This is a genomic window from Blautia glucerasea (assembly GCF_013304385.1).
Classification (GTDB): Bacteria; Bacillota; Clostridia; order Lachnospirales; family Lachnospiraceae; genus Blautia_A; species Blautia_A ammoniilytica.
Window position 1 is genome coordinate 21,092 of sequence record NZ_JAAITU010000018.1, and the last position, 22,474, is coordinate 43,565.

General features: G+C 43.1%; 21 protein-coding genes. 19 read left to right on the forward strand and 2 right to left on the reverse strand.

Annotation, left to right across the window (positions count from 1 at the left end; translation table 11 throughout):
- The first annotated feature begins 92 nt into the window (after positions 1-92).
- From G5B11_RS08770 to G5B11_RS08835, 14 genes are all read left to right on the forward strand, one after another.
- Positions 93-2,177: an efflux RND transporter permease subunit gene (locus G5B11_RS08770; RefSeq protein WP_173727700.1), complete on the forward strand. Its 2,085-nt coding sequence runs from the start codon at positions 93-95 to the stop codon at positions 2,175-2,177.
- A gap of 352 nt (positions 2,178-2,529) precedes the next feature.
- Positions 2,530-3,282, forward strand: coding sequence for a nickel pincer cofactor biosynthesis protein LarB (gene larB, locus G5B11_RS08775; protein WP_158421986.1), 753 nt, complete (start codon positions 2,530-2,532; stop codon positions 3,280-3,282).
- Positions 3,283-3,379: 97 nt separating this feature from the next.
- Positions 3,380-4,156, forward strand: a complete 777-nt coding sequence (locus tag G5B11_RS08780; protein ID WP_158421966.1) for an ABC transporter permease — start codon at positions 3,380-3,382, stop codon at positions 4,154-4,156.
- Between the two features lie 20 nt (positions 4,157-4,176).
- Positions 4,177-4,920: an ABC transporter ATP-binding protein gene (locus tag G5B11_RS08785; RefSeq protein ID WP_158421967.1), complete on the forward strand. Its 744-nt coding sequence runs from the start codon at positions 4,177-4,179 to the stop codon at positions 4,918-4,920.
- A gap of 39 nt (positions 4,921-4,959) precedes the next feature.
- The gene (locus G5B11_RS08790) at positions 4,960-6,054 is read left to right on the forward strand and encodes an acyltransferase family protein (RefSeq protein ID WP_173727702.1); all 1,095 of its coding nucleotides are present in this window, start codon (positions 4,960-4,962) and stop codon (positions 6,052-6,054) included.
- Entirely contained in the window at positions 6,051-7,148 is a 1,098-nt protein-coding gene (locus tag G5B11_RS08795) for a glycosyltransferase family 1 protein (RefSeq protein WP_173727705.1), read from the forward strand. The genes G5B11_RS08790 and G5B11_RS08795 overlap by 4 nt, the downstream gene beginning before the upstream one ends.
- 46 nt (positions 7,149-7,194) lie before the next feature.
- The gene (locus tag G5B11_RS08800) at positions 7,195-8,187 is read left to right on the forward strand and encodes a stealth family protein (RefSeq protein ID WP_173727707.1); all 993 of its coding nucleotides are present in this window, start codon (positions 7,195-7,197) and stop codon (positions 8,185-8,187) included.
- 9 nt (positions 8,188-8,196) lie between these two features.
- On the forward strand, positions 8,197-9,477 hold the full coding sequence (locus G5B11_RS08805; protein ID WP_173727709.1) for a CDP-glycerol glycerophosphotransferase family protein: 1,281 nt from the start codon (positions 8,197-8,199) through the stop codon (positions 9,475-9,477).
- A gap of 20 nt (positions 9,478-9,497) precedes the next feature.
- The gene (locus G5B11_RS08810) at positions 9,498-9,914 is read left to right on the forward strand and encodes an adenylyltransferase/cytidyltransferase family protein (protein ID WP_173727711.1); all 417 of its coding nucleotides are present in this window, start codon (positions 9,498-9,500) and stop codon (positions 9,912-9,914) included.
- A 54-nt stretch (positions 9,915-9,968) separates the two neighbouring features.
- Positions 9,969-11,243, forward strand: a complete 1,275-nt coding sequence (locus G5B11_RS08815; RefSeq protein WP_173727713.1) for a CDP-glycerol glycerophosphotransferase family protein — start codon at positions 9,969-9,971, stop codon at positions 11,241-11,243.
- Positions 11,244-11,252: 9 nt separating this feature from the next.
- Positions 11,253-12,443 carry a glycosyltransferase gene (locus G5B11_RS08820; protein WP_158421974.1) on the forward strand — a complete coding sequence of 397 codons (1,191 nt, stop codon included), beginning with the start codon at positions 11,253-11,255 and terminating at the stop codon, positions 12,441-12,443.
- An 11-nt stretch (positions 12,444-12,454) separates the two neighbouring features.
- Entirely contained in the window at positions 12,455-14,734 is a 2,280-nt protein-coding gene (locus tag G5B11_RS08825) for a CDP-glycerol glycerophosphotransferase family protein (protein ID WP_173727715.1), read from the forward strand.
- The gene (locus G5B11_RS08830) at positions 14,731-16,404 is read left to right on the forward strand and encodes a hypothetical protein (protein WP_173727718.1); all 1,674 of its coding nucleotides are present in this window, start codon (positions 14,731-14,733) and stop codon (positions 16,402-16,404) included. The genes G5B11_RS08825 and G5B11_RS08830 overlap by 4 nt, the downstream gene beginning before the upstream one ends.
- On the forward strand, positions 16,401-17,366 hold the full coding sequence (locus G5B11_RS08835; RefSeq protein ID WP_173727720.1) for an RluA family pseudouridine synthase: 966 nt from the start codon (positions 16,401-16,403) through the stop codon (positions 17,364-17,366). The genes G5B11_RS08830 and G5B11_RS08835 overlap by 4 nt, the downstream gene beginning before the upstream one ends.
- Here the strand turns inward: G5B11_RS08835 and sigG are convergent.
- A complete protein-coding gene (sigG, locus tag G5B11_RS08840; RefSeq protein ID WP_158421978.1) occupies positions 17,354-18,130 on the reverse strand; it encodes an RNA polymerase sporulation sigma factor SigG in 777 nt (258 codons plus the stop codon). The genes G5B11_RS08835 and sigG overlap by 13 nt on opposite strands.
- 125 nt (positions 18,131-18,255) lie before the next feature.
- Positions 18,256-18,510, reverse strand: a complete 255-nt coding sequence (locus G5B11_RS08845; RefSeq protein WP_173727722.1) for a PRC-barrel domain-containing protein — start codon at positions 18,508-18,510, stop codon at positions 18,256-18,258.
- A gap of 215 nt (positions 18,511-18,725) precedes the next feature.
- Here G5B11_RS08845 and nrdR point away from each other — a divergent pair, with 215 nt between their 5' ends.
- From nrdR to hisF, 5 genes are all read left to right on the forward strand, one after another.
- The gene (gene nrdR, locus G5B11_RS08850; protein WP_158421980.1) at positions 18,726-19,175 is read left to right on the forward strand and encodes a transcriptional regulator NrdR; all 450 of its coding nucleotides are present in this window, start codon (positions 18,726-18,728) and stop codon (positions 19,173-19,175) included.
- A 153-nt stretch (positions 19,176-19,328) separates the two neighbouring features.
- Complete coding sequence (locus tag G5B11_RS08855; protein ID WP_173727724.1) at positions 19,329-20,300, forward strand: DUF3878 family protein; 972 nt, start codon at positions 19,329-19,331, stop codon at positions 20,298-20,300.
- A gap of 90 nt (positions 20,301-20,390) precedes the next feature.
- The gene (locus tag G5B11_RS08860; protein ID WP_173727726.1) at positions 20,391-20,717 is read left to right on the forward strand and encodes a hypothetical protein; all 327 of its coding nucleotides are present in this window, start codon (positions 20,391-20,393) and stop codon (positions 20,715-20,717) included.
- Between the two features lie 282 nt (positions 20,718-20,999).
- Complete coding sequence (hisH, locus tag G5B11_RS08865) at positions 21,000-21,617, forward strand: imidazole glycerol phosphate synthase subunit HisH (protein ID WP_158420230.1); 618 nt, start codon at positions 21,000-21,002, stop codon at positions 21,615-21,617.
- Between the two features lie 3 nt (positions 21,618-21,620).
- Entirely contained in the window at positions 21,621-22,379 is a 759-nt protein-coding gene (gene hisF / locus G5B11_RS08870; protein ID WP_173727728.1) for an imidazole glycerol phosphate synthase subunit HisF, read from the forward strand.
- The last annotated feature ends 95 nt before the right edge of the window (positions 22,380-22,474 follow it).

Here is a 22,474-nt window from a genome sequence, read left to right on the forward strand (position 1 = left end):
ACTATTTTTCATTTTTTAAAAAAATAATATTGACTATTGGTCATTTTGCGTTATACTATTCAACGAAGAAAATCGTTAAGGAGATGACATAAATGGTCAAAGTAGGAAAGTGGATAGCCAAACATAAGGTACTTGTTCTGCTGATCGGGCTGTTGCTTGTATTCCCGTCTATGATCGGAATTGCGAAGACAAGGGTCAACTACGACCTGCTCAGTTATCTGCCGGAGACACTGGAGACAGTGAAGGGGCAGGATATCATGGTGGATGAATTCGGAATGGGTGCTTTTTCCATGGTAGTTGTGGAAAACATGGAGATGAAGGATATTCAGAAACTGGAAGATGAATTCAGCCAGGTAGAGCATGTGAAAGATGTTCTCTGGTATGATGATGTGGCAGATATCAGCCTGCCAGTGGAGATGATTCCCCAGGATCTTAGAGAAGCCTTTTTCAAGGGAGACGCAACCATGATGCTGGTGTTGTTTGATAATACCACATCATCGGATGAGGCCATGGATGCACTGACAGAGCTTCGGAAGCTTGCCAATAAGCAGTGCTTTATCAGTGGTATGACAGGTGTTGTTACGGATATTAAGAATATTGCCATGAAGGAACTGCCGATCTACGTGGTGATCGCAGCTGTGCTTAGTTTGGTGGTATTGGAGCTTACATCCGGATCCTTTGTGGTTCCGTTCCTGTTCCTGCTTAGTATCGGGCTTGCTATTTTGTATAACCTGGGAAGCAATATCATTTTTGGAGAAACTTCCTATATTACACAGGCACTGACAGCTGTCCTTCAGCTTGGTGTAACAATGGATTATTCTATTTTCCTTCTGAACAGTTATGAGGAAAATAAAAAGAGATTTCCGGAAGATAAGAATCGTGCCATGGGTCATGCCATTGCCAATACCTTCAAGTCTGTAGCCGGAAGCTCTGTAACTACAGTGGCAGGTTTTATAGCCCTATGTGTTATGACCTTTGCCCTGGGCCGTGATCTGGGTATTGTTATGGCAAAGGGCGTTGTGATCGGTGTTATCTGCTGTGTGACTATTCTTCCTGCCCTGGTGCTTTTCTTTGATAAGCCGATTGAGAAGACACAGCATAAGCTTTTGCTGGCAAAGATGGATAAGCCGTCTGCATTTATTACAAAGCATTATAAAGCATGGATCCTGGTATTTCTGGTGTTTTTATTACCTGCAATTTACGGAAACAATCATACAAAGATTTATTACAATATTGCTGAATCCCTTCCAGCTACATTGGACAGCAATGTGGCTAACGATGAGCTGAAGAATGTTTTTGACATGAGTAATATCCATATGATTATGATGGATAAGAACATGGATTCCAAAGAAAAACAGAAAATGCTGAATGAAATCGATCAAGTGGATGGTGTGAAGTGGAGCATCAGCATGAATTCCCTGATCGGTCCTACCATACCGGATTCTATGATCCCTGAAGATATTAAGAAAATCTTCAAGGGAAAAGATTATGAGCTTGCATTTATCTGCTCCGAATATGGTTCTGCTACAGATGAGGTAAATGCACAGATCAAAGCCATTGACAAGATCGTGAAAAGTTATGACAAGAGTGGTATGGTGATCGGAGAGGCACCTCTTATGAAAGACCTTCAGGATACTACAGATGCAGACCTGGTAAGGGTAAATGTAATCTCTATTGGAGCTATTTTCCTGATCATTATGTTCCTGTTTAAGTCCATTTCCCTGCCAATCATTTTGGTAGCAGTGATCGAATTTGCTATTATGATCAATATGGCGATTCCGTTCTACCAGGGCGTCAGCCTTCCGTTTGTGGCAAGTATTGTGATCGGTGCGATTCAGCTGGGAGCTACAGTTGACTATGCGATCCTGATGACCACCCGTTATCAGAGGGAACGTCAGCGTGGTAAGGACAAAATGGAATCCATCAGCATCGCTCATAAGACCAGCATGCCGTCTATCATCAGCAGTGGACTGAGCTTCTTTGCTGCCACCTTTGGAGTATCCTGTTATTCTCAGGTTGAGATGATCGGGTCTATCTGCACACTGCTTGCACGTGGAGCCATTATTAGTATGATCGTTGTTCTGTTTGTTCTGCCGGCTATGTTTATGATCTTTGATAAGCTGATCTGCAAAACATCTATCGGATTTCTTGGTGACAGAAAAGCAGCAGTAAAGTAACATCATAATATATACAATTTATATCAGCTGGGAGTCAATCCCCCAGCTGATATAGCCTCCGGCAGGATTGCAGAGGTGCGCAGGAGAAGTATGTCATGCAATTGCATGACGCGCACCTCGCAGCAAGAATGCCGAGGCATTCTTGAAAACCGGGAGCTGTCTGGTAAGATATACTGTGGCAGCTCCCATTTTTTTATTGAACAACAGACATGGAATATGTATAATGATTACTGTTCACAGGAATTTATAAACTGTTGTTCACAGGCTGATTTATGTGAATAGAAATACGTATCATATGGTTCGTAAGACAGGAAAGCATAAGACTTTGCCGGAACATGAAGGGATAGATAGAATGACATTAACAGAAATACTGAAGCAGGTTCAGGAGGGTACTCTTTCTCTGGAAGATGCCCAGCGGATCTTAAAACAGGATGGATATAAGGAAATGGATTATGCAAAGCTGGACACAGGGCGGAAGGCCCGTACAGGCTTTGCAGAGGTGGTATATTGCAGTAACAAGGCAGATGAACATCTGCTGAACATATACGAAAGACTGTATCAGGAAGAAGGGCAGGTGCTTGGCACACGAGCCAGTGAGAAACAGTATCTGCTGGTAAGGGAAAGACTTCCTCAGGTACAGTATGACCCGGTTTCCCGGATCCTGAAGATTGAAAAGCCGGATAAGCTTCACGAAGGCCGGGTAGCTGTGTGCACAGCAGGTACTGCTGATATTTCTGTAGCAGAAGAAGCTGCCCAGACCGCAGAGTTTTTCGGAACCTATGTGGATCGGATCTATGATGTAGGGGTCAGTGGGATGCACCGGCTTTTTTCAAAAATGGATATGATACAGAAGGCGAACTGTGTAGTAGCTGTGGCCGGGATGGAAGGGGCACTTGCAAGTGTGATGGGCGGTCTGGTATGCAGACCTGTGATCGCTGTGCCTACCTCTGTAGGATATGGAGCGAATTTCCATGGCCTGTCTGCACTTCTTACTATGATCAATTCCTGCGCTAACGGTATTGCTGTAGTGAATATTGATAATGGATACGGTGCAGGCTATCTGGCAACCCAGATGAACCGGCTTGCCCTGGGAAAGGACAGATAGCCGGCTTTTTACAACCGTTGCAACCAGTCTGATAATATGCTACAATACTATGACGGTTCAGGAAACCAAAAAAGACATAAGATGGAGCAAAGTAAAAATGAAGAAATACATCGACAATCTTATACAGTACAAATTTCTGTTAAGTGAGCTTGTAAAAAAAGGAATCAAACTGAAATACCGGCGTTCGTATCTTGGTATTGTGTGGTCTCTTCTGGAGCCGCTGCTTACCATGATCGTTCTGACCATTGTATTTGGTACTCTGTATGGCAATACAGACAAAACCTTCCCTGTTTATATTCTGACAGGGCGTCTGATCTACAGCTATTATTCCACAGCTACCAAGTCAGCACTGAAGTCCATACGTGCCAATTCAGCCATGATCAAGAAGGTATATGTGCCTAAGTACCTGTACCCCTTATCAACAGTTATTTTTAACTATATTATATTCTTGATCTCTTTGATCGTACTGGCTGCAGTAAGCATTGTTCTTGGGATCAAGCCTACTATCTATCTGCTTCAGGCACCTATCGCACTGATTCTGGTTCTGATCCTTTCCTATGGATGCGGCATGATCCTTGCTACCATTGGCGTATTCTTCAGGGATATGGAGTATTTATGGTCTGTTTTGCTGATGATCATCATGTATACCTGTGCCATTTTCTATTATCCTGAGAAGCTTCTGAAGAGCGGATGGTTCTGGATCCTGAAATACAATCCTCTTTACGGGATCATCAAGATCTTCAGGGATTCTGTGTTTGGAAAGCCTATCAATATGCATTATCTGATGTATACAACAGCATTCAGTCTTTTATGCCTGGTGATCGGCCTTGTATGCTTCAAGAAAAAGCAGGACGATTTTATTCTTCATATTTAAGAGGTAAGGAGTAAGAGAAGATGAGTGATAAACCGGCGATCATTGTAGATCACGTAAGCATGAAATTTAACCTTAGCAAAGAAAAAGTAGACAGCCTGAAGGATTATGTAATAAAGATGATAAAAGGCCAGATCCAGTACAATGAATTCTGGGCTTTGAAGGATGTTACCTTTACTGTGAATAAAGGAGACCGGGTAGGGATCCTTGGATTGAACGGAGCAGGGAAAAGTACCCTTTTAAAGGTGATTTCAGGAGTGTTTAAACCTACAGAAGGGACTGTGACAAAAAATGGGAAGATCGTTCCGCTTCTGGAACTGGGAGCAGGCTTTGATCCTCAGTATACAGGTCAGGAGAATATTTTCCTGTATGGTGCAATGCTTGGATATTCCAAAGCTTTTATCCAGGAAAAATATCAGGAGATCGTAGACTTCTCAGAGCTGAAAAACTTTATGGATGTACCTGTGAAGAATTATTCATCTGGTATGAAATCCAGGCTTGGTTTTGCTATTGCTACAGTGGTATCTCCTAAGATCCTGATCCTGGATGAGGTGCTTTCAGTAGGAGACGCCAAGTTCCGTAAGAAAAGCGAGAATAAGATATTAAGCATGTTTGATTCAGGAGTGACGGTGCTTTTTGTATCCCACTCCCTGGAGCAGGTAAAGCGCCTTTGCAATAAGGCCATTATCCTTGAAAAAGGAAAAGTAGTATCTTATGGAGATATTGATACGATTTCCGAACAGTATGAACAGATGATCGGAGGTTGATCAGAGGTCACTGTTTGATGGTCATAGTATGGAGGGAATATGGGAGAAGGGTTAAAAAAAGAAGATTCTGCTGCATTAAAGGGGATTGCTATTTTGATGATGGTATTCCATCATTGCTACCGCACAGAGAAGAAGTTTGCAGGATATGAGATCCTTTTTACACCGTTTACAGCAGAGAATGTGATTCATCTGGCCCTTTATATGAAAATCTGCGTCTGTATTTTTGCTTTTGTATCAGGATACGGACTAATGTATGGATATTTAAGAAACCAGAATCCTGATAACCGGATTTCTGACAGTGCCTTTGTAAAAAGGCATCTGTTCAGTACTTGTTCAGGCTACTGGTTTCTTGTTGTTCCTGCCTATCTTGTGTATGGAGTCAGAAATGGCTTTTCCTATGGCAAATGGGGAATTACCCTTTGGGAGAAGATTGCGGGGATCCTGACAGATGCGCTTGGGCTTTCTGAGATTCTTGGTACCAAAAGTGTAAATGGAGCCTGGTGGTATATGGGAGCAGCCATTACCTTTATCATTTTGGTGCCGGTTCTGGGACAAGTAATCCTGAAAATGGGCAGCTTGACCTGCATTGGTCTTGTTTTTCTTCTGCCAAGGCTTCTTAATATTGGCTTTCAGGGAGGCAGATCTCCTTTGTCTTTTTTAATGGCACTGGTTGTGGGAATGGTATGCTGCAAGAAGGACGTGTTTGCCAGGTTTCATAGCTGGGTTCCTTTTGGCAGCAGGTATGCAGGCGGCTTTCTGAAGTTTGTGCTGCTTGCAGCTCTGGTTTTGTGGGGATATCAAAGCTATCGGCTTCTGCCCTTTTCCTATTGCTGGGAATATCAGTTTGCATTGATCCCATTTATCCTGATCCTTTTCCTTAAGGAATATGTGTTTCGGATCCCCGGCCTTAAAAGGCTGCTTGGCTTCCTTGGCAAGCATTCTTTAAATATCTGGCTTGTACATACCTTTGTGAGAGATTACCTGAAGTCCTATCTGTGGTCTTTAAAGTATTTTGCACTTGTGCCGCTGGCAATCCTATTGATCTCTCTTGTACTTAGTGTGGTGATCAATGCATTGAAGAAATATACCGGCTATGATGGCCTGATCAGGAAAATAAGCAGGAGTTTTGTATGAAAGTATTACAGATCGGCATGGGGAATAACCCAGGCGGAGTGGAAGCCTTTGTAATGAATTATTACCGGCAGCTTTCCTTAAAGGGGATCCGGTTTGACTTCGTTTCCATGTATGGAGAGATCGCCTTTCATCAGGAGATACTATCTTTGGGTGGACAGGTTTTTCTGGTGCCAAATGTAAAAAAAGATTATTTCGGCTATGTAAAAGCCATGAAGGAAATCCTTGCAGAGGGCAGATATGACGTGGTGCATGTAAATATGCTTTCCGCAGCCAATATCCTTCCCCTTCGTCTGGCAAAAGAGGCAGGCGTGGGCAAGGTGATCGCACATTCCCATAATGCTTCTGCACCGGGGATGCTGCGCAGGATACTGGATCAGTGGAACAGACCTAAGATCAGCCGGTATGCGGATGTGCTGGCTGCTTGTGGTGAAAAGGCCGGAAGATGGCTGTTTGGAGATCAGGCTTATGAACAGGGGCAAGTGGTTTTGCTTTCCAATGCGATTGACGTAGACCGTTTTCTGTTCTCTGAAGAGAAACGAAAAGCAGCCAGGGCAAAACTGGGACTTACAGATGGTTTTGTAATCGGCCATGTAGGGAGATTTCAGCTTCAGAAGAATCATGAAAGGATTCTTGAGATTTTCAGACAGATCCAGGAAATGGAGCTAGATGTAAGGCTTTTACTGGTGGGAGAAGGAGAGCTTCTTCCAAGGATCCGTGAAAAAGCCAGAGAGTATCAGCTTGAGAAGCAGATTATCTTTGCAGGCGTGCGGTCAGATGTGGAAGACTGTCTTTGTGCTATGGATGTGTTCCTTTTTCCATCTCTGTTTGAGGGGCTTCCCTTTACTCTTGTGGAAGCACAGGCCAATGGACTGCCCTGTGTGATTTCAGACAGGATTACAAGAGAGGTGGTTCTGGATGAAGAAAGGGTATGCTGTCTTAGCCTTGAGAACAGTAATACAGCCTGGGCAGCAAAAGTGCTGTCTTACAAGGGGTGTGGCAGGGAAGAACCACAAATAACAAAAAAAAGACTGGTGGCAGCTCATTTTGATATACATAATGAGGCAGACAGGCTTTTAGAACTGTATAACCGTTGAAAACAGACTGTCTTTAATGATTTGTGAACAGGAAGTGAGAGTGCAGATGGATAAAATCGATTTTGTGATTCCATGGGTAGATGGCAATGATCCTGCCTGGATCGCACAGAGAAAGAAATATCAGCCGGATACCAGGGATGATGACGGAGAAAGCCGTTACAGAGACTGGGAGAATCTGCAGTACTGGTTCCGTGGCGTGGAAAAGTTTGCACCATGGGTAAATAAGGTTTATTTTCTTACCTGGGGGCATGTACCGGTCTGGCTGGATACTTCTAATCCCAAGCTGCAGATCGTCAGGCATGAAGATTATATTCCTAAAGATTATCTGCCTACCTTCAGCAGCCATCCGATTGAGATGAATATGCACAGGATCCAGGAATTAAGTGAACATTTTGTATATTTTAATGATGATATGTTTCTGATCCGTAAGGCAGCGCCTGAGGACTTTTTCAAAAATGGGCTGCCCAGGGACTGCTGTATTGAAACAGCACTGGCACAGGACAATATTGATGATCCCTTTGCCCATATTCTTATGAACAATACTGCTTTGATCAATATGCATTTCAACAAAAAAGAAGTGATCCGTAAAAACTGGAAAAAATGGTTCAGCCCTGCATATGGAAAAATGGTGCTTCGTAATGTACTGATGTATCCATATCAGGAGTTTTCCGGATTTAAGTATACCCACATGCCAAGCCCTTTTTTGAAAAGCTATTTTGAAAAGCTTTGGCAGGCAGAGGGAGACAGACTTGATAAGCTGTGCCATAATCGTTTTCGCACAGCTTTTGATGTGAACCAGTATGTGGTCAAGCACTGGCAGTGCATGGAAGGTATGTATGAGCCTCAGTCTCCGGGAATCGGCCGGTTCTGCGTGATGGGCAGAGATGACGAGATGCTTTTTGATACCATGGAGCACCAGTCAGCTAAAATGATCTGTATTAATGATGACGCAAGGCTGGAGGATTTTCCAGGAATGAAACAGAAGGTGATCCAGGCTTTTGACCGGATTCTGCCGGAGAAATCTTCATTTGAAAAATAAGGGGATAGAATGAATCTGAATGCCATAAAAAAGAAGATCAGGGATGAAGGCCTGATGAAAAGTGCAGGATATTATTCTAACCGGGTGATATCCAAGCTGTCTATGCATGTGGTGGGAAGACTTGCGGCCAGGCATGGACAGGCAAAAAAGAATAGGATCGTGTTTAAAAACAGGGAAATGCTGGATTTTACAGATAATCCAAGAGCATTGTTTGAATATTTGGAAGAAAAAGGGTATAATGAAAAATACCAGATTATATATATGGTTTCTGAAAAGAAGAATTTCAGGAGCCGGCATTATAAAAATGTAAAATTTGTTACAGCAGAAAGTCCGGGTGGATTTTCCAGCCCTGCTGCTTTCTATTATGGAGCAACTGCCGGTTATTTCTTTTATTCCCACAATTCCGCTGATCTGAACCGTTTCCACAGAAAAGGCCAGATCACAGTGAATCTGTGGCATGGCTGCGGATATAAAGGGGCGTCTCTGGATAATAAGAATATTCCACATAGTACTACCATGTCAGCCTTTGATTACTGTCTGGTTCCGGGACAGGTTTTTGCCAGGTCAAAGTCTGAGTGTTGGAACTGGCCAAAGGAAAAGATCCTGTGCATGGGATATCCAAGATATGACTGGATGCTGGATCCGGGAAATGACCGGAAGGAAATCCTGGAAAGACTGGGATTTCATGTGGAACCGGATACCAAGGTGGTGGTCTGGATGCCTACTTTCCGTAAAAGTGTGCTTACTGGTTATGGTGAGAATGAGATTTCTCTGCCTTACCAGCTTCCAGGAATAGAGGATCCTGCTCAGATGGCACAGCTGGATCGGCACTGTGGCAAAGAGAAGATTCTGCTGCTGATCAAGAAGCATCCTCTTCAGACGGGATGGGAGCAGGAGAATTGTTATAAGAATATTCGGTATGTAACAGATGAAATGTTTGCAACTGCAGATGTTGTGCTGTATCGTCTTCTTGGAGTATGTGATGGACTGATTTCAGATTATTCTTCAGTTGCAGTGGATTATATGCTGCTGGATCGTCCTATGGCATTTGTACTTACAGACCTGCCTGCTTATGGACAGCTGCGTGGTTTTGTATTTAAGGATCCACTTGCTTACATGCCAGGAGAAAAGGTGTATGATTTCGGGCAGCTTCTTACTTTCCTCACTCATGTAAGAGAAGGAAAGGATCTGTTCGCCAAGGAGCGGCAGCTGCTTCTTTTGGAGATGCATAATCCCTGTAAGGATTACAGGGGAAGGCTGCTGGACTTTTTAAATATCAGATGTATGTAAAATATAAGTTGGAGAGAAAAATGGGAAAATTAATCGGTTATACACAGGGCACCTATGATATGTTCCATATTGGGCACCTGAATCTGATCAAGAATGCTAAAAGACGGTGTGATTATCTGATCGTTGGGGTAAATACAGATGAATTGGTTGAAAGCTACAAGCATAAAAGACCTATCATCCCACTTGCTGAAAGGGCTGAGATCGTAAGGGCGATCCGGTATGTGGATGAAGTGCTGATCACAGATACCCTGGACAAAAAAGCAATATGGGATAAGATACGTTTTGATGAGATCTATATTGGTGATGACTGGAAGGGGAATGAACGTTGGGAGAAGACCGGTAAAGAGATGGAAGCCCTTGGGGCAAAGCTGGTATATCTGCCATATACGAAGGATACTTCCTCTACTATGCTTCGTGAAAAGCTGAAAGACTATTAAGTAAGAAACTAGGGAAGGAAAGGAGCCGTTCGTCGGCAAAACGGTTTTGATAAGATGAGTATTGTCACAAAGATAAAGAATGTAACAGGAAAATTTAATAAAATCCGGAAGGAACAGGGAACCAGGGCTGCTTTTGACGAAGTCTGGGCGCTGGGTACTTATGTGATTTATGACAGATGGAAGATCCACCGTCTGAAGAAATTTCCGCCGGCACTTCATCCAAACCGGATGCTGTTTGAAACAAATGATGATTTTACAGACAATGGACGTGCTTTATTCGATTATCTGGTAGAGAATGGATACAATCAGAAATATGAGCTGGTATGGCTTGTCCATGATCCGAAGAAATATGAAAAGTACCAGGCCCCCAATGTAAAGTTTGTTCAAAGCTTTAAGAAAGGATCCACGATCCGAAGGGCAATTGCCTATCGTTATGCCCTTACTTCAGGTTATATTTTTTATACCCAGGCATTTAACTGGATCGGCATGTCAAGAAAGAACCAGCTGTTTATCGATCTGTGGCATGGCTGCGGTTATAAGGCAAATAAGAATAACCGAAAAGTGTTTTTTGATTATTGTCTTGTTCCGGGAGACGTTTTTATTGAGACGAAGAAAGAGTTCTTTGCCTGCAGTTCCAAAAAAATCCTGCCCCTTGGGTATCCCAGGTATGATCTGATGCTGAAAGGAAGTGCCGGGGCAGACAGATTTAAAGAGAGACTTTTGAAGGACTCCGGAAGTGATAAACTGGTGCTGTGGATGCCTACCTATCGTCATGCCACCAGCGAGAGACTGAATGAAGAAACATTGAACAATGAATTTAATATTCCTATTATTGATGACAGAGAGAAGCTTCTGGATCTGAATAAGTTCTGTAAGGAGAACCATATCCTGGTGGTGATCAAGCGTCATTATCTTCAGATCCCTTATGATTTCGGGGAAAATGTGCTTACCAATATTGTATATCTGGAGAACAGTGACCTGGAAAAAGAAGGCCTTCAGCTTTATGAATTTATCCATTGTGCAGATGCATTGGTATCTGATTATTCATCGGTTGCCATTGATTATCTGCTCCTTGACCGGCCGCTTGGCTTTACACTGGATGATTATAAAGAATATACACAATCAAGAGGCTGGGTTTTTGAGGATCCTCTGGAGTATATGCCAGGAGAGCATATTTATGATGTAAAGCAGTTTGAGCAGTTCCTTCTGGATGTGAAGGATGGCAGAGATGAATATGCTGCAAAAAGAAAGGCAGTACGAGAGAAGACTCATAATGTGTGTGATAATTACTGTCAGCGTGTACTGGATTATTTCCACATCACAAAATAGGAGGGGTAAATGAAGATCTGTATCTGGGTGACGAAAATATTTGATCTGGGAGGCACCAAGCGTGTAGTTACGCTTCTTGCCAATGAGCTTGTAAAGGAACATGACGTGACGATTATGGTTTATCAGGACCGCTTCAGAGAAGACCGCACCATGTACCATATGAGCGAAGACATTAAAGTGGATTTTATTGACAATGATGCTTTTGTGGACAGACACTGGACCCCTGCATTTGGTGCCAGGTTTGTGATCAAGAAATTAAACGAGAATTACGGTATTTTTAATAAAAAATGCTTCAATCATATTCTGGGAGATGCACTTTTTCCCAAAAAAACAAGGGATAGATGGGTAGAATACTTAAACCAGCAGGATTATGACATCATTATTACCACTGCTGCATTAAGTCTTCGTCTGGGGATGATCGCACCAAGGCTGAACGCAAAGACCATTGGCTGGCAGCACAATTGCTACAGCGGATATGTGGATGTACCGAAGGTTGTTTTCTGGAAACAGGAGTGCTTGCTTCAGGAATATCTGCCACAGCTTGACCGTTATATTGTGCTTAGCGACTATGATAAACGGGATTACCAGAAATTCCTTGGGATCGATACAGAAGTTAAGATCAATCCAAGAAGCTTTGTCAGCGAAAAGAAATGTAATCCGGATGCCAAGCGTTTTCTGATGGCTACCCGTTTTGTATATGCAAAAGGGCTTGATCTGATGATGCAGTCTTTTGAAGAATTCTGTAAGCAGGATGATGAATGGGAGCTGGATATTATCGGAGATGGGGAGCTGTGGGATGAGATCCTGGCAGAGGCCAGGAAACGCCATGTAGATAAAAGGGTTCATTTTATCGGCTATACCAATGAGCCGGAGAAATACTATCTGAATTCTTCTGTATTTCTGCTTCCATCCAGATGGGAAGGCTGGCCTATGGTGATCATGGAAGCCTTTGAATTTGGTCTTCCTGTGATCGCTTATCATATGGGGGCAATGGATCTGATCATTGATGACCAGAAGACAGGCTTCCTTCCGGAAGCCTTTGATACCCACAAGTTTACAGAAGCAATGCTGAAGCTGGCTCATGATGATGAACTGCGCCATCAGATGCATAGGAATGCTATTGAAAAATCAGCAGATTTTAATATTGATAAAGCTGTGGTAGCATGGAACGATCTGTTTAACCGGTTGATGAAAGAGTAGGAGCGTAGCAGATGAAGGGGTTTGGACAATTAAAGAAACTGTTAGGCTTTGGGAAAAACAGTGTTAAAGAAGCAAAGAAAGAGGATAAAACATCAGGGCTTGAACAGGCAATCGAAGATGCAAGGGAAGAGGGCAGGCTGAACCTGAACGAGGAAATGCGTGCAGTTTATGTGGATTTTTGGCAAAACAGCCCGATCAAAGAAAAATGTATTTTATATGAGGCATTTGGGGGCAGGGGCATGACCTGCAGCCCTTATGCTTTGTTTCGGTATTTATTGACCCAGGCGGACTTATCAGAGTATGTCCATGTCTGGGTCATTGACGATTTTCAGGATAATCAGTACCAGATGGAGCTTTACAAAGAGTATGAAAATGTAAAATTCATTTCCCGCCAGTCTGTAGAATACAGAGAATATCTGGCAACTGCCAAATATCTGATCAATAATGTAAGCTTTCCTGGATTTTTTACAAAAAGAGAGGGGCAGATCTACCTTGATACCTGGCATGGGATCCCGTTAAAGACTCTTGGCTTTGACATACCTGCAGGTAAGGTAAGCGCAGGGAATACAGCCAGGAATCTGCTGGCAGCGGATTATCTGATCTCACCTAATCCATTTATGACTCAGATCTATCAGCAGGCTTTCAAGATGGAAGGGCTTTATCAGGGAAAGATCCTGGAAGAGGGACAGCCCAGAAATGACCGCTTTTTCCATACAGACCGTAAGATTATTATGGACAAATTGTCAAAAAGCGGTGTAAAGATCGATCCATCCAAGAAGCTGATCTTGTATGCACCTACTTGGAAAGGTAGCAAATACAGCAGTCCGGATACCAGTCTGGATGCTTATTTTGAACTGATCCATACAGTAGAGGCAAATATTGATACCAGTAAGTATCAGGTGCTTGTAAAGCCTCATCAGATCGTATATTACCATATTAAGAAAAACCAGGGGATCACCGGGCAGTTTATCCCGGCAACCATTGACACCAATGAACTGTTATCAGCAGTGGATATTCTGATCTCTGATTATTCCAGTATTTATTTTGATTTTCTTGTTTCCGGACGTCCTGTGCTTTTCTTTATCCCGGATCTGGATGAGTATTTGGGCTATCGGGGACTCTATTTTGGGATTGACAAGCTGCCGGGCCCGATTGCAAGGAATCACAGGCAGCTGGGGGAAATGATCCATGATGTGGACAAGGCGATGGAGACTTATATGGATAAGTACCAAAGGGAAGCTGCATGGGCATGTCCAAGGGATGACGGGGATGTGTGCAGCCGTATTGTGGATGTGGTATTTCGGGGAAAAAGCTCTGAGCATGCCATTTCCTGCGGGGAAATCAATAAAAAACGGCTGTTGCTTTACCCGGGAGAAATGGAAGAAAATCATGGCACATTTTCCTTTATGGAGCTATTGCAGCTTCTGGATTACAACAAATATGATGTAACCCTGCTTACCGGAGGTTCCGGAGATGAGCCGGAACAGCGGATCTGCAGTCTGGATCAAAGAGCCCGTGTGTTATATCGGGGACAGCCGGAAAACGGAACCTATGAAGAAAAAGGTCTTTATGCTTTTTCTAAAGGAAAGGATCCTTCTCTTGCTGCCTTTTATAAAAGGGAGGCAAAACGGCTTTTGGGAGATGCCAGGTTTGACTATGTGATCAATTTATCCAGTGAAAAAAATGTGATCACAGCAATGCTTCCGTTTGTAGAGCATGCAGTTTATGCAGAATATGGGACAAGCTTTGTGGACATTACCAGGATCAGCCAGGATCTTGGAAAACAACAGCAGATCCATTACCAGGGCCAGGACTTTTATATAGCAGAAAGACAAAAGACCGGGGAGGCAGGACCGGCTTTAAAATTGCTTCTGGTACCGGATCCTGGGAAAAAGAATTATGCTGCTATGGGGAGTCTGAAAAAAGAGCAGGATTTTCAGGGACTGATCCGTAATTTTAAAGCGTATGTCCATGAAAATGAAAATAGTCATCTTTATATCCTGGGTGATGGTAACGAAAGAAAGGATTTGGAAAAGCTGCTTCTGGAAGAGGGGCTTACCGAGTGTGTTACCATGACCGGCTATGTGGCGGAGCCATTCGGATTTCTGAAGTTGTGCACAGCTTTTGTGCATACACATACACAGGGGGCTGATTCACTTCCTGTCCTGGAGGCAAAGGCTTTAAAGCTTCCCATGCTGGATGGGAATTTCAGGGAAGAAGCTTATCCAGAGTTTGAGCCCCAGGCATATAATCAGAATGTTTACGCAGAGTTTGAGAGGGCAATCCTATGAGAGAGATGGATAGATATCTGAAAGAAAATATAGAGGATTATGAATCTGTAAAAAGGTCTGCCCTGAAATATATTAAGGAAAACGGGGAAGAACTGAAAAAACGTTATCCATACAGCAAAGAACTGGAAAAGGATATACAGGAAAACCGAATCCTTTTTGTGTGGGACAGTAAGACAGGCAAATCAGGAGAACTGCCTCATAAGATGTTTCAATATGTGGAGCACACATACGGAAAACAGTATGACTGCATTTGCTGTCAGAAAGGCTCCATGAAGCTTACTTCCGGGGGGAATAGTGTAAAACATGATTCTCCTGGATTCTGGGAAGCGGCAGCCAGTGCCGCATATATCGTAAGCAGCATTCCATTTCCTGTTGCTTTTGTAAAAAGAAAAGGACAGAAATATTTTTATACAGGCTCCCAGCTTTGGGAAAAGGATAACCGGATGGATGTGGAAGGGGTATCTATGCTTGCAAGGGAAATACTAAAAGCAGATTATATCCTTGCACAGGATGAAAAAACAGCTGTAAAAGGGCTGAAAGAGGATACCAGGCTTGCAGGTATTTATGAAGGAAAAGTTCTGGTATGCCAGGATCCGGAACATGCAGTAGGAGAATTGACAGAGCTTTTGCTTGGAAAAGAAGATGGCTCACAGAAAGTGTCTGTGCTGTCTCTTCGTGAAAGAGCGAGAAAAAAGCTTCTGGTGCTTACCAGCTGGAAGGATAGCAGAGAACATATATTTATAACCAGACAATTGCTTAATAGGCTTCAGGAAAAAGATATGGATACTGTGATCCTTTCTTCTTGGACAGCAGACGAAGAAGAATTCAGGGATTTTGTTTCCGGAGAAGATGCCCTTGTCCGGGTGATGTACAGAGGCCGTATGACCATGGACGAAGAGGATTTCCTTTTTTACCGATGTATGGAAAAGAATCCGGATGTGTACAAAAGCTGTGCTCCTGCGAAGGAACATATGGATCTGCTGATGGAACGGGAATGGCACAGGATCTGGGGAAGCCAGACCTTTGATACCTGCCTGGTACTGGGAAGTCAGGGATATCAGCAGTATTATATGGCAATGACCTGCCCTGCAAAAGAAAAGATCCTGGTGGATCTGGATTTTCTGCCTGTATTAAAAGAAAAGGATTCAGGCAAATGGATCAAAGGCCTGTCTTTATTTGACCAGATTTTTTATCCGGCTGTCATTCCAGGCACAGGCGGTTATGGAATGGAGAATCAGGGAAAGGTAAGGCCTCTTCCTGTAATGATCCAACAGCAGCAGACAAATGGAGAGCTGGTAGAACTGGATGGCAGGAAATATCTGGTATGTGACAGTGTGAAAGATAAGAATAACAGCATGGATGTTAAGCTTATGCTTTACCCGGAAGATGGAAGTATCTTGGTGAATGCAGATCTGGCTCCGGATGAAGTGGTAAAAGAGAAGCTTAACAAAGTTAAGGGCAGGATCTATCTTCTTGGTCCCTGTGCACAAAGCTATCGATTATTTTTGAAGGATGCAATTGTTCTGGATGAATATGTACGTAATATCCTGTATCTTCTGCCTGTAGCAGGATTTTACTGGAAGCAGTTCAAGGCATATGTGCCTGCAGCAGATACAAAGTCAGATCCGCTGGGGGAGATCTGCCGCCTGTTTGGGGTAGAAACCCTTTGAGCGGATGGTCTTATGTGCTTACGGAAGGGGATGCCGGGAAAAGTGCAGGTCAGCTTTTAAAAGAAGCAGGCTTTACAAAGAAGCAGATCAGCAGACAGAAGTTCCTGCCATCCGGGATCTGCCTGGATGGAGAAAAGTGCCGTGTTACGGATTCGGGTAAGCCGGGGCAGCTTCTGGAGGTAAATTTCAGGGAAGCACACAGTCCGGAACAGGCTTCAGCAGGAGAAGAAGCTGCAAGAGAAATTGTTGCAGCAGAACCCTTTGAGAAAGAAAAGAATAAGGAATTTACGGATTTTCCGGATTTGGAGATCCTTTATGAGGATGAATATCTGCTGGCAGTGAACAAACCGTCAGGGCTTGCCTGCCACAAGGGCAGGGGACATTATACGGATCATCTGGGAAATCAGGTGGTTCGGTATTTTCTTCAAAAAGGAAGAAATATTACTGTGCGTCAGATCGGTAGACTGGATCTGGATACTTCCGGGATCGTTCTTTTTGCCCTTGATCCTGTAACTGCCCAGAGACTTTGGAAGCAAAGGCAGGAAGGGCAGCTGGTAAAGACTTATTATGCTCTTGTGCACGGCAGGATGGAACAGGAATCAGGACAGATTACTTTGCCTTTAGGAAAGAAACCAGGCTGCAAAAATCAGATGTGTGTACTTCCAAAAGGGGAAGGGCTGTCAGCAGAAACCTTATATTCCCTGCTCTGGGAGAAAAAGCTTTCAGAAGAATATATCTCTTGTGTAAGCTGTCATCTGAAAACAGGACGCACCCACCAGATCCGTGTGCATTTTTCTGCAACAGCACATCCACTGCTTGGCGATAAAGTTTATGGTAAAGAAGATGGGGCAAAACGGCTAATGCTTCATGCAGGAGAGCTTTGCTTCATACATCCTTATACAAGACAGATCGTAAAACTGCAGGCTCGGATACCCTGGCAATGCATATCTTATCTTAAATAATTTTTCATTATTTTTAAGGCACTTTTTTCCAGGCGGCTGACCTGCGCCTGGGAAATGCCCACTTCTTCAGCTACCTCCATCTGGGTTTTTCCTTCAAAAAAGCGAAGATTGATAATATGCCGTTCTCTTGTTCCAAGGTGTTCCATGGCTTCCTGAAGAGCCAGATTTTCTACCCAGTGCTCTTCTTTATTTTTTTTATCACTGATCTGATCCATAACGTAAAGAGTATCTCCGCCTTCCGTATAAACAGGCTCAAACAGGCTTACCGGATTCTGGATGGCATCCAGCGCATAGACAATGGTTTCTTTATCTATTCCGATCTCTTTGGCGATTTCTGTAATGGTAGGCTCCTTCAAATTCTGTTTCACATAATTTTCTTTGGCATAGATAGCCTTGTAGGCAATATCACGAAGGGAACGGCTGACCCGGATGCTGTTGTTATCACGAAGATATCTGCGGATTTCCCCTACGATCATAGGCACTGCATAAGTGGAGAATTTTACCTGCAGGGAGGTGTCAAAGTTGTCAATGGCTTTGATCAGACCAATGCAGCCAATCTGAAAAAGGTCATCAGGATTTTCGTTGCTGTTCTGGAATCTGCGGATCACACTGAGTACAAGGCGCAGGTTGCCTTTGATGTAACGCTCTCTGGCAGCAGCATCCCCATCCTTGATCCGATGAAAAAGCTCTTCTTTTTCTTCTGACGTAAGTACCGGAAGCTTCGCTGTATTGACCCCGCAAATTTCTACTTTGTTAAGTGCCATTTATGCATCCTCCTTATTGTCTTTGGTTACTACAGATGATTCCACCAAGGAGGATAAATATACTTTTTCCGGAAAAATATAAAAAATATAAGACCTTGACAAAAGAGGGCAAGGCAGAGTAAGAATTACTGTTTACGCAGGCATTTGTCCTCCTGTATTTCCACCAGGATAATGTCTTCGCCAATCTGGCGGATACATTCCCAGGGGATCACATATTCGCTTTCATGACCAAAAAAACTACAGAATCTGCAGGGACCAGGCACTACAAGTGCAGTCAGACGACTGGAGCAGCAGTCAAATTCCACATCTGTGGCACAGCCCAGGCTTTTACAGGTACAGGTGTTGATGATCTCCTTTTGTTTTAATTCACAGATACGCATATAAAATCACTTTTTCTTACAATATATGCATAAATGAAAGGGTTATGAATCTAATCATCAACCTAATCATCAGGTACGGATATATATTGACAGAATTCTTGAAAATAAAGTATAATTCAGGAAAGAACAGAAAAAAGTGTTATTGTTTAATATGTACGTAATATATGTAAATAACGAAAGAAAACTACATATCAGAGGAGAGAGGGGGAGCACCTGTGAGATGTCCATATTGTAATCAGGATAATACCAGAGTAGTTGATTCCAGACCTGTAGAGGATATTAATGGCATTCGCCGCCGTCGTCTTTGTGATTCCTGCGGCAGAAGATTCACCACCTATGAAAAGGTGGAGAATATACCGCTGACTGTGATCAAGAAGGATCAGAACAGGGAGCAGTACAGCAGAGCCAAGATCCAGGGAGGGGTATTACGTGCCTGTTATAAGCGGCCCATCCCTATTGGCAAGATAGAAGCTATGATGGATTCCATTGAGGCTGCTATTTTTAATACAGAGGATAAGGAGATTTCCAGTACCAGGATCGGTGAGATCGTTATGGAGCATTTGAAGGATCTGGATGCAGTAGCATACGTGCGTTTTGCTTCTGTATACAGGGAATTTAAGGATGTAAGTACCTTCCTGGATGAACTTAAGAAGTTTATGAATTAATGTAGCTGTTTAGCAGGCAGTATGTGAGGAGAGCCTGAACAGTTATGGACTTAAAGGCGGTCGGCATAATTGAATGCTGGCCGCTTTTATGACGGGGCATTCTTGTGTAAATCTACAGGAATTTCCTCATGAAAAAAGGGGAAGACGATATTTATGAAGGATACAATTGAATTGCTTCAGGATCTGTTGGAACAGCATCAATTCGAGCTTCTGATTCCGGAAAATGAAAATACAGATCGGCTTCGGCTGGTTTACCTGATGAATGATGCAGTAGAAAGCTTTCTTGTTTTTGTGAATGCAGGAATTACAGGCTTATATCAGAAAGACTATGAAGGAGAACTGGATTATTCTCTGAGCAGGGAAGGCCAGGGATATGTATTGTCAGTATGGCAGGGAAAGAACGTAGTTACCCTGTTTTTCCGTAAGCTGGAACTGGAAGTACATTTGTATGATTACGGAGAGATTGGGCATTTCTGGGTGAAGGGATATGAATATCTCAGGCAGCTGGAGTACAGGATTGCCATTATCAGGGATAAGCTGGAGTATCTGGGAGAAGAATTCTGCACAGAGGAAGAAATCTGTCTGGCACATCTGGCCAACTTCCCTCCTTTGAATTATTGCTGCTATCCAGCTGTACCGGAGCAATACATTGTTCCGGGAGAAAATCCCTGGATGCCATCAGAGGCTGCATTTAAAGTGATGGATAACCTGTCAAAGGAAATACAGGATGCCTCCCTGCTCAGGCTTCTCAAGTTGTATAAACGCTTGCCTTATCCTTTTATGGCCAGGATGGTAGCTGGGGCGCTTCATAAAAGAAAGCATCAGGCAGTGGTACGTCTTCTTACAGAGAAAATAAAGCATGCAGCCGGTACTTATCCTGCCCGCTCTTTTGGGGCAGAGGCAGATAATAAACTAAAAAAATTGCTGGAAAAAGCTGAACAAATAAAAAGGAATATGAGCATCAGGGATCAGGATATCCAGGTGGATATATTGCGGGAAGAGCCATTTACTACTGCCCAGGATGATGTGGATTTCCATGTTTACCTGATGATCTGGGACACGAAAGGGATAAATTGCAGGGTTAAAATACTCAGGATACCGGGAGCAAAGAAATTTGTATTGTAAACAATGTAACTATTCAGAAGATAACTGTGAAAGTACGAAACAGCTGCTAAACAATTACATATTCACATGGAGAAGGAAGAGGATAAGTATATGGACAAATATGCACGATCCCTTGCAGGACAGGGGCAGAAAATCTCGCCGGAGGATAGCGATTACAAAGAGAAACTGATTCATGTTGTACAGTCCTTCAGAACTTTTGATGTGGCTTTGGATGATTTTATTTTACATCATGGTTATACAGGGGAACTTTCGGATATTAACACTTTTATTGAAACAATGGAAGAGTTCGGGGACATTTGGACAGTGGAACAGGTGAAGGACGTGTATAGCAAAAAGACCCTGGAAGAAGCTATTGCAGATCGGCAGTCTTCCCATGCAAAGTTTGCAGACATTATCAGAACTGTTATTAACCGATAATCTTACAGTAAGATATGGAATCATTTGAAATTACTACATATATATAGTTTTTTATTTGTTGCAGATACCTTTCGCCAAGAATTCACCGAAATTAATTGCACAGCTGGTACAATATCTAAGTATTTGCATTGCGTGGATAATATCGACAAAGTGTTTTTCATGTGTTATGATATTCAACGAATAAATGGTTCTTATAGCTGTGAAGATACGGAACAGTTAATTTTTTGATAATAACCGACGGTGGCTTGTAACAGAATTGACTGAAATCGAGGAGAAAATATTATGATTGGTATTATTGATTATGACGCTGGCAACATACGCAGCGTTGAAAAAGCACTGCATTATCTGGGACAGGAAACGGTGGTATCCAGAGATCCGGATACATTATTGAATGCTGATAAAGTGATACTGCCCGGAGTGGGCAGCTTTGGAGATGCAATGGAGAATCTTAACCGTTATGAACTGGTTCCTGTGATCCGACAGATTGTACAGGAGAAGACCCCTTTCCTTGGAATCTGTCTTGGACTGCAGCTTCTATTTGAAAGCAGTGAGGAGACACCGGGGGTGCCAGGTCTTGGGATCCTGAAAGGGAAGATTCTACGTATCCCGCCATGTCCGGGACTGAAGATCCCGCACATGGGATGGAATTCCCTTCATCTTCAGCATGAAGGACGGCTTTTTAAAGGAATCCCGGAGGATACATACGTATACTTTGTTCATTCCTATTATCTGCAGGCTGATGAGCCGGAGATTGTAAAGGCTGTAACGGATTACAGTACCTGTATCCATGCTTCTGTAGAGAAGGATAATGTATTTGCATGCCAGTTTCATCCGGAGAAAAGCAGCCGCTTTGGACTGGAGATCCTTAAGAATTTTGCACAGATTGGAAGGGAGGACTGACGTATGTTTACAAAAAGAATTATTCCCTGTCTGGATGTAAATAAAGGCCGTGTTGTAAAAGGAGTAAATTTTGTAGATCTTCGGGATGCAGGAGATCCGGTGGAGATTGCAAAAGCCTATGATGCGGCAGGAGCAGATGAATTGGTATTTCTTGATATTACAGCCTCCTGTGAGGACCGTGATACAGTGGTAGACATGGTACGTCAGGTAGCAGCAAGCGTATTTATTCCTTTTACTGTAGGAGGCGGTATTCGTACAGTTGAGGATTTTCGGAAGCTTCTTCGGGAAGGCGCAGATAAGATTTCAGTTAATTCCGCTGCCATTGACCGTCCGGAACTGATCCGGGAAGCAGCACAGAAGTTTGGCAGCCAGTGTGTAGTGCTTGCCATAGATGCAAAGCGCCGTCCGGATGGAGGATGGAATATTTATAAGCATGGCGGCAGGCTGGATACAGGGATCGATGCTGTATGGTGGGCAAAAAAAGCTCAGGAACTGGGAGCAGGGGAGATTCTTCTTACCAGCATGGATTGTGATGGTACAAAGGCAGGATACGATATAGAGCTTACAAAAGCTATATCACAGGTCGTATCTATCCCTGTGATTGCATCAGGTGGTGCAGGTACACTGGAGCATTTTTATGATGCTTTAACTGAAGGCGGTGCAGACGCAGCACTTGCTGCTTCGCTGTTCCATTATAAAGAACTGGAGATCCGTCAGGTAAAGGATTATCTGGCAGATCGTGGGATTTCTGTGAGACGGTAAACAGACAGAAGGAAAAAAGACGAATTAAATAAACAGTTAAATAAACGAATTAAATAAACATGAACAAACTTATAGAAAAAGATTTTTGTGAAAAA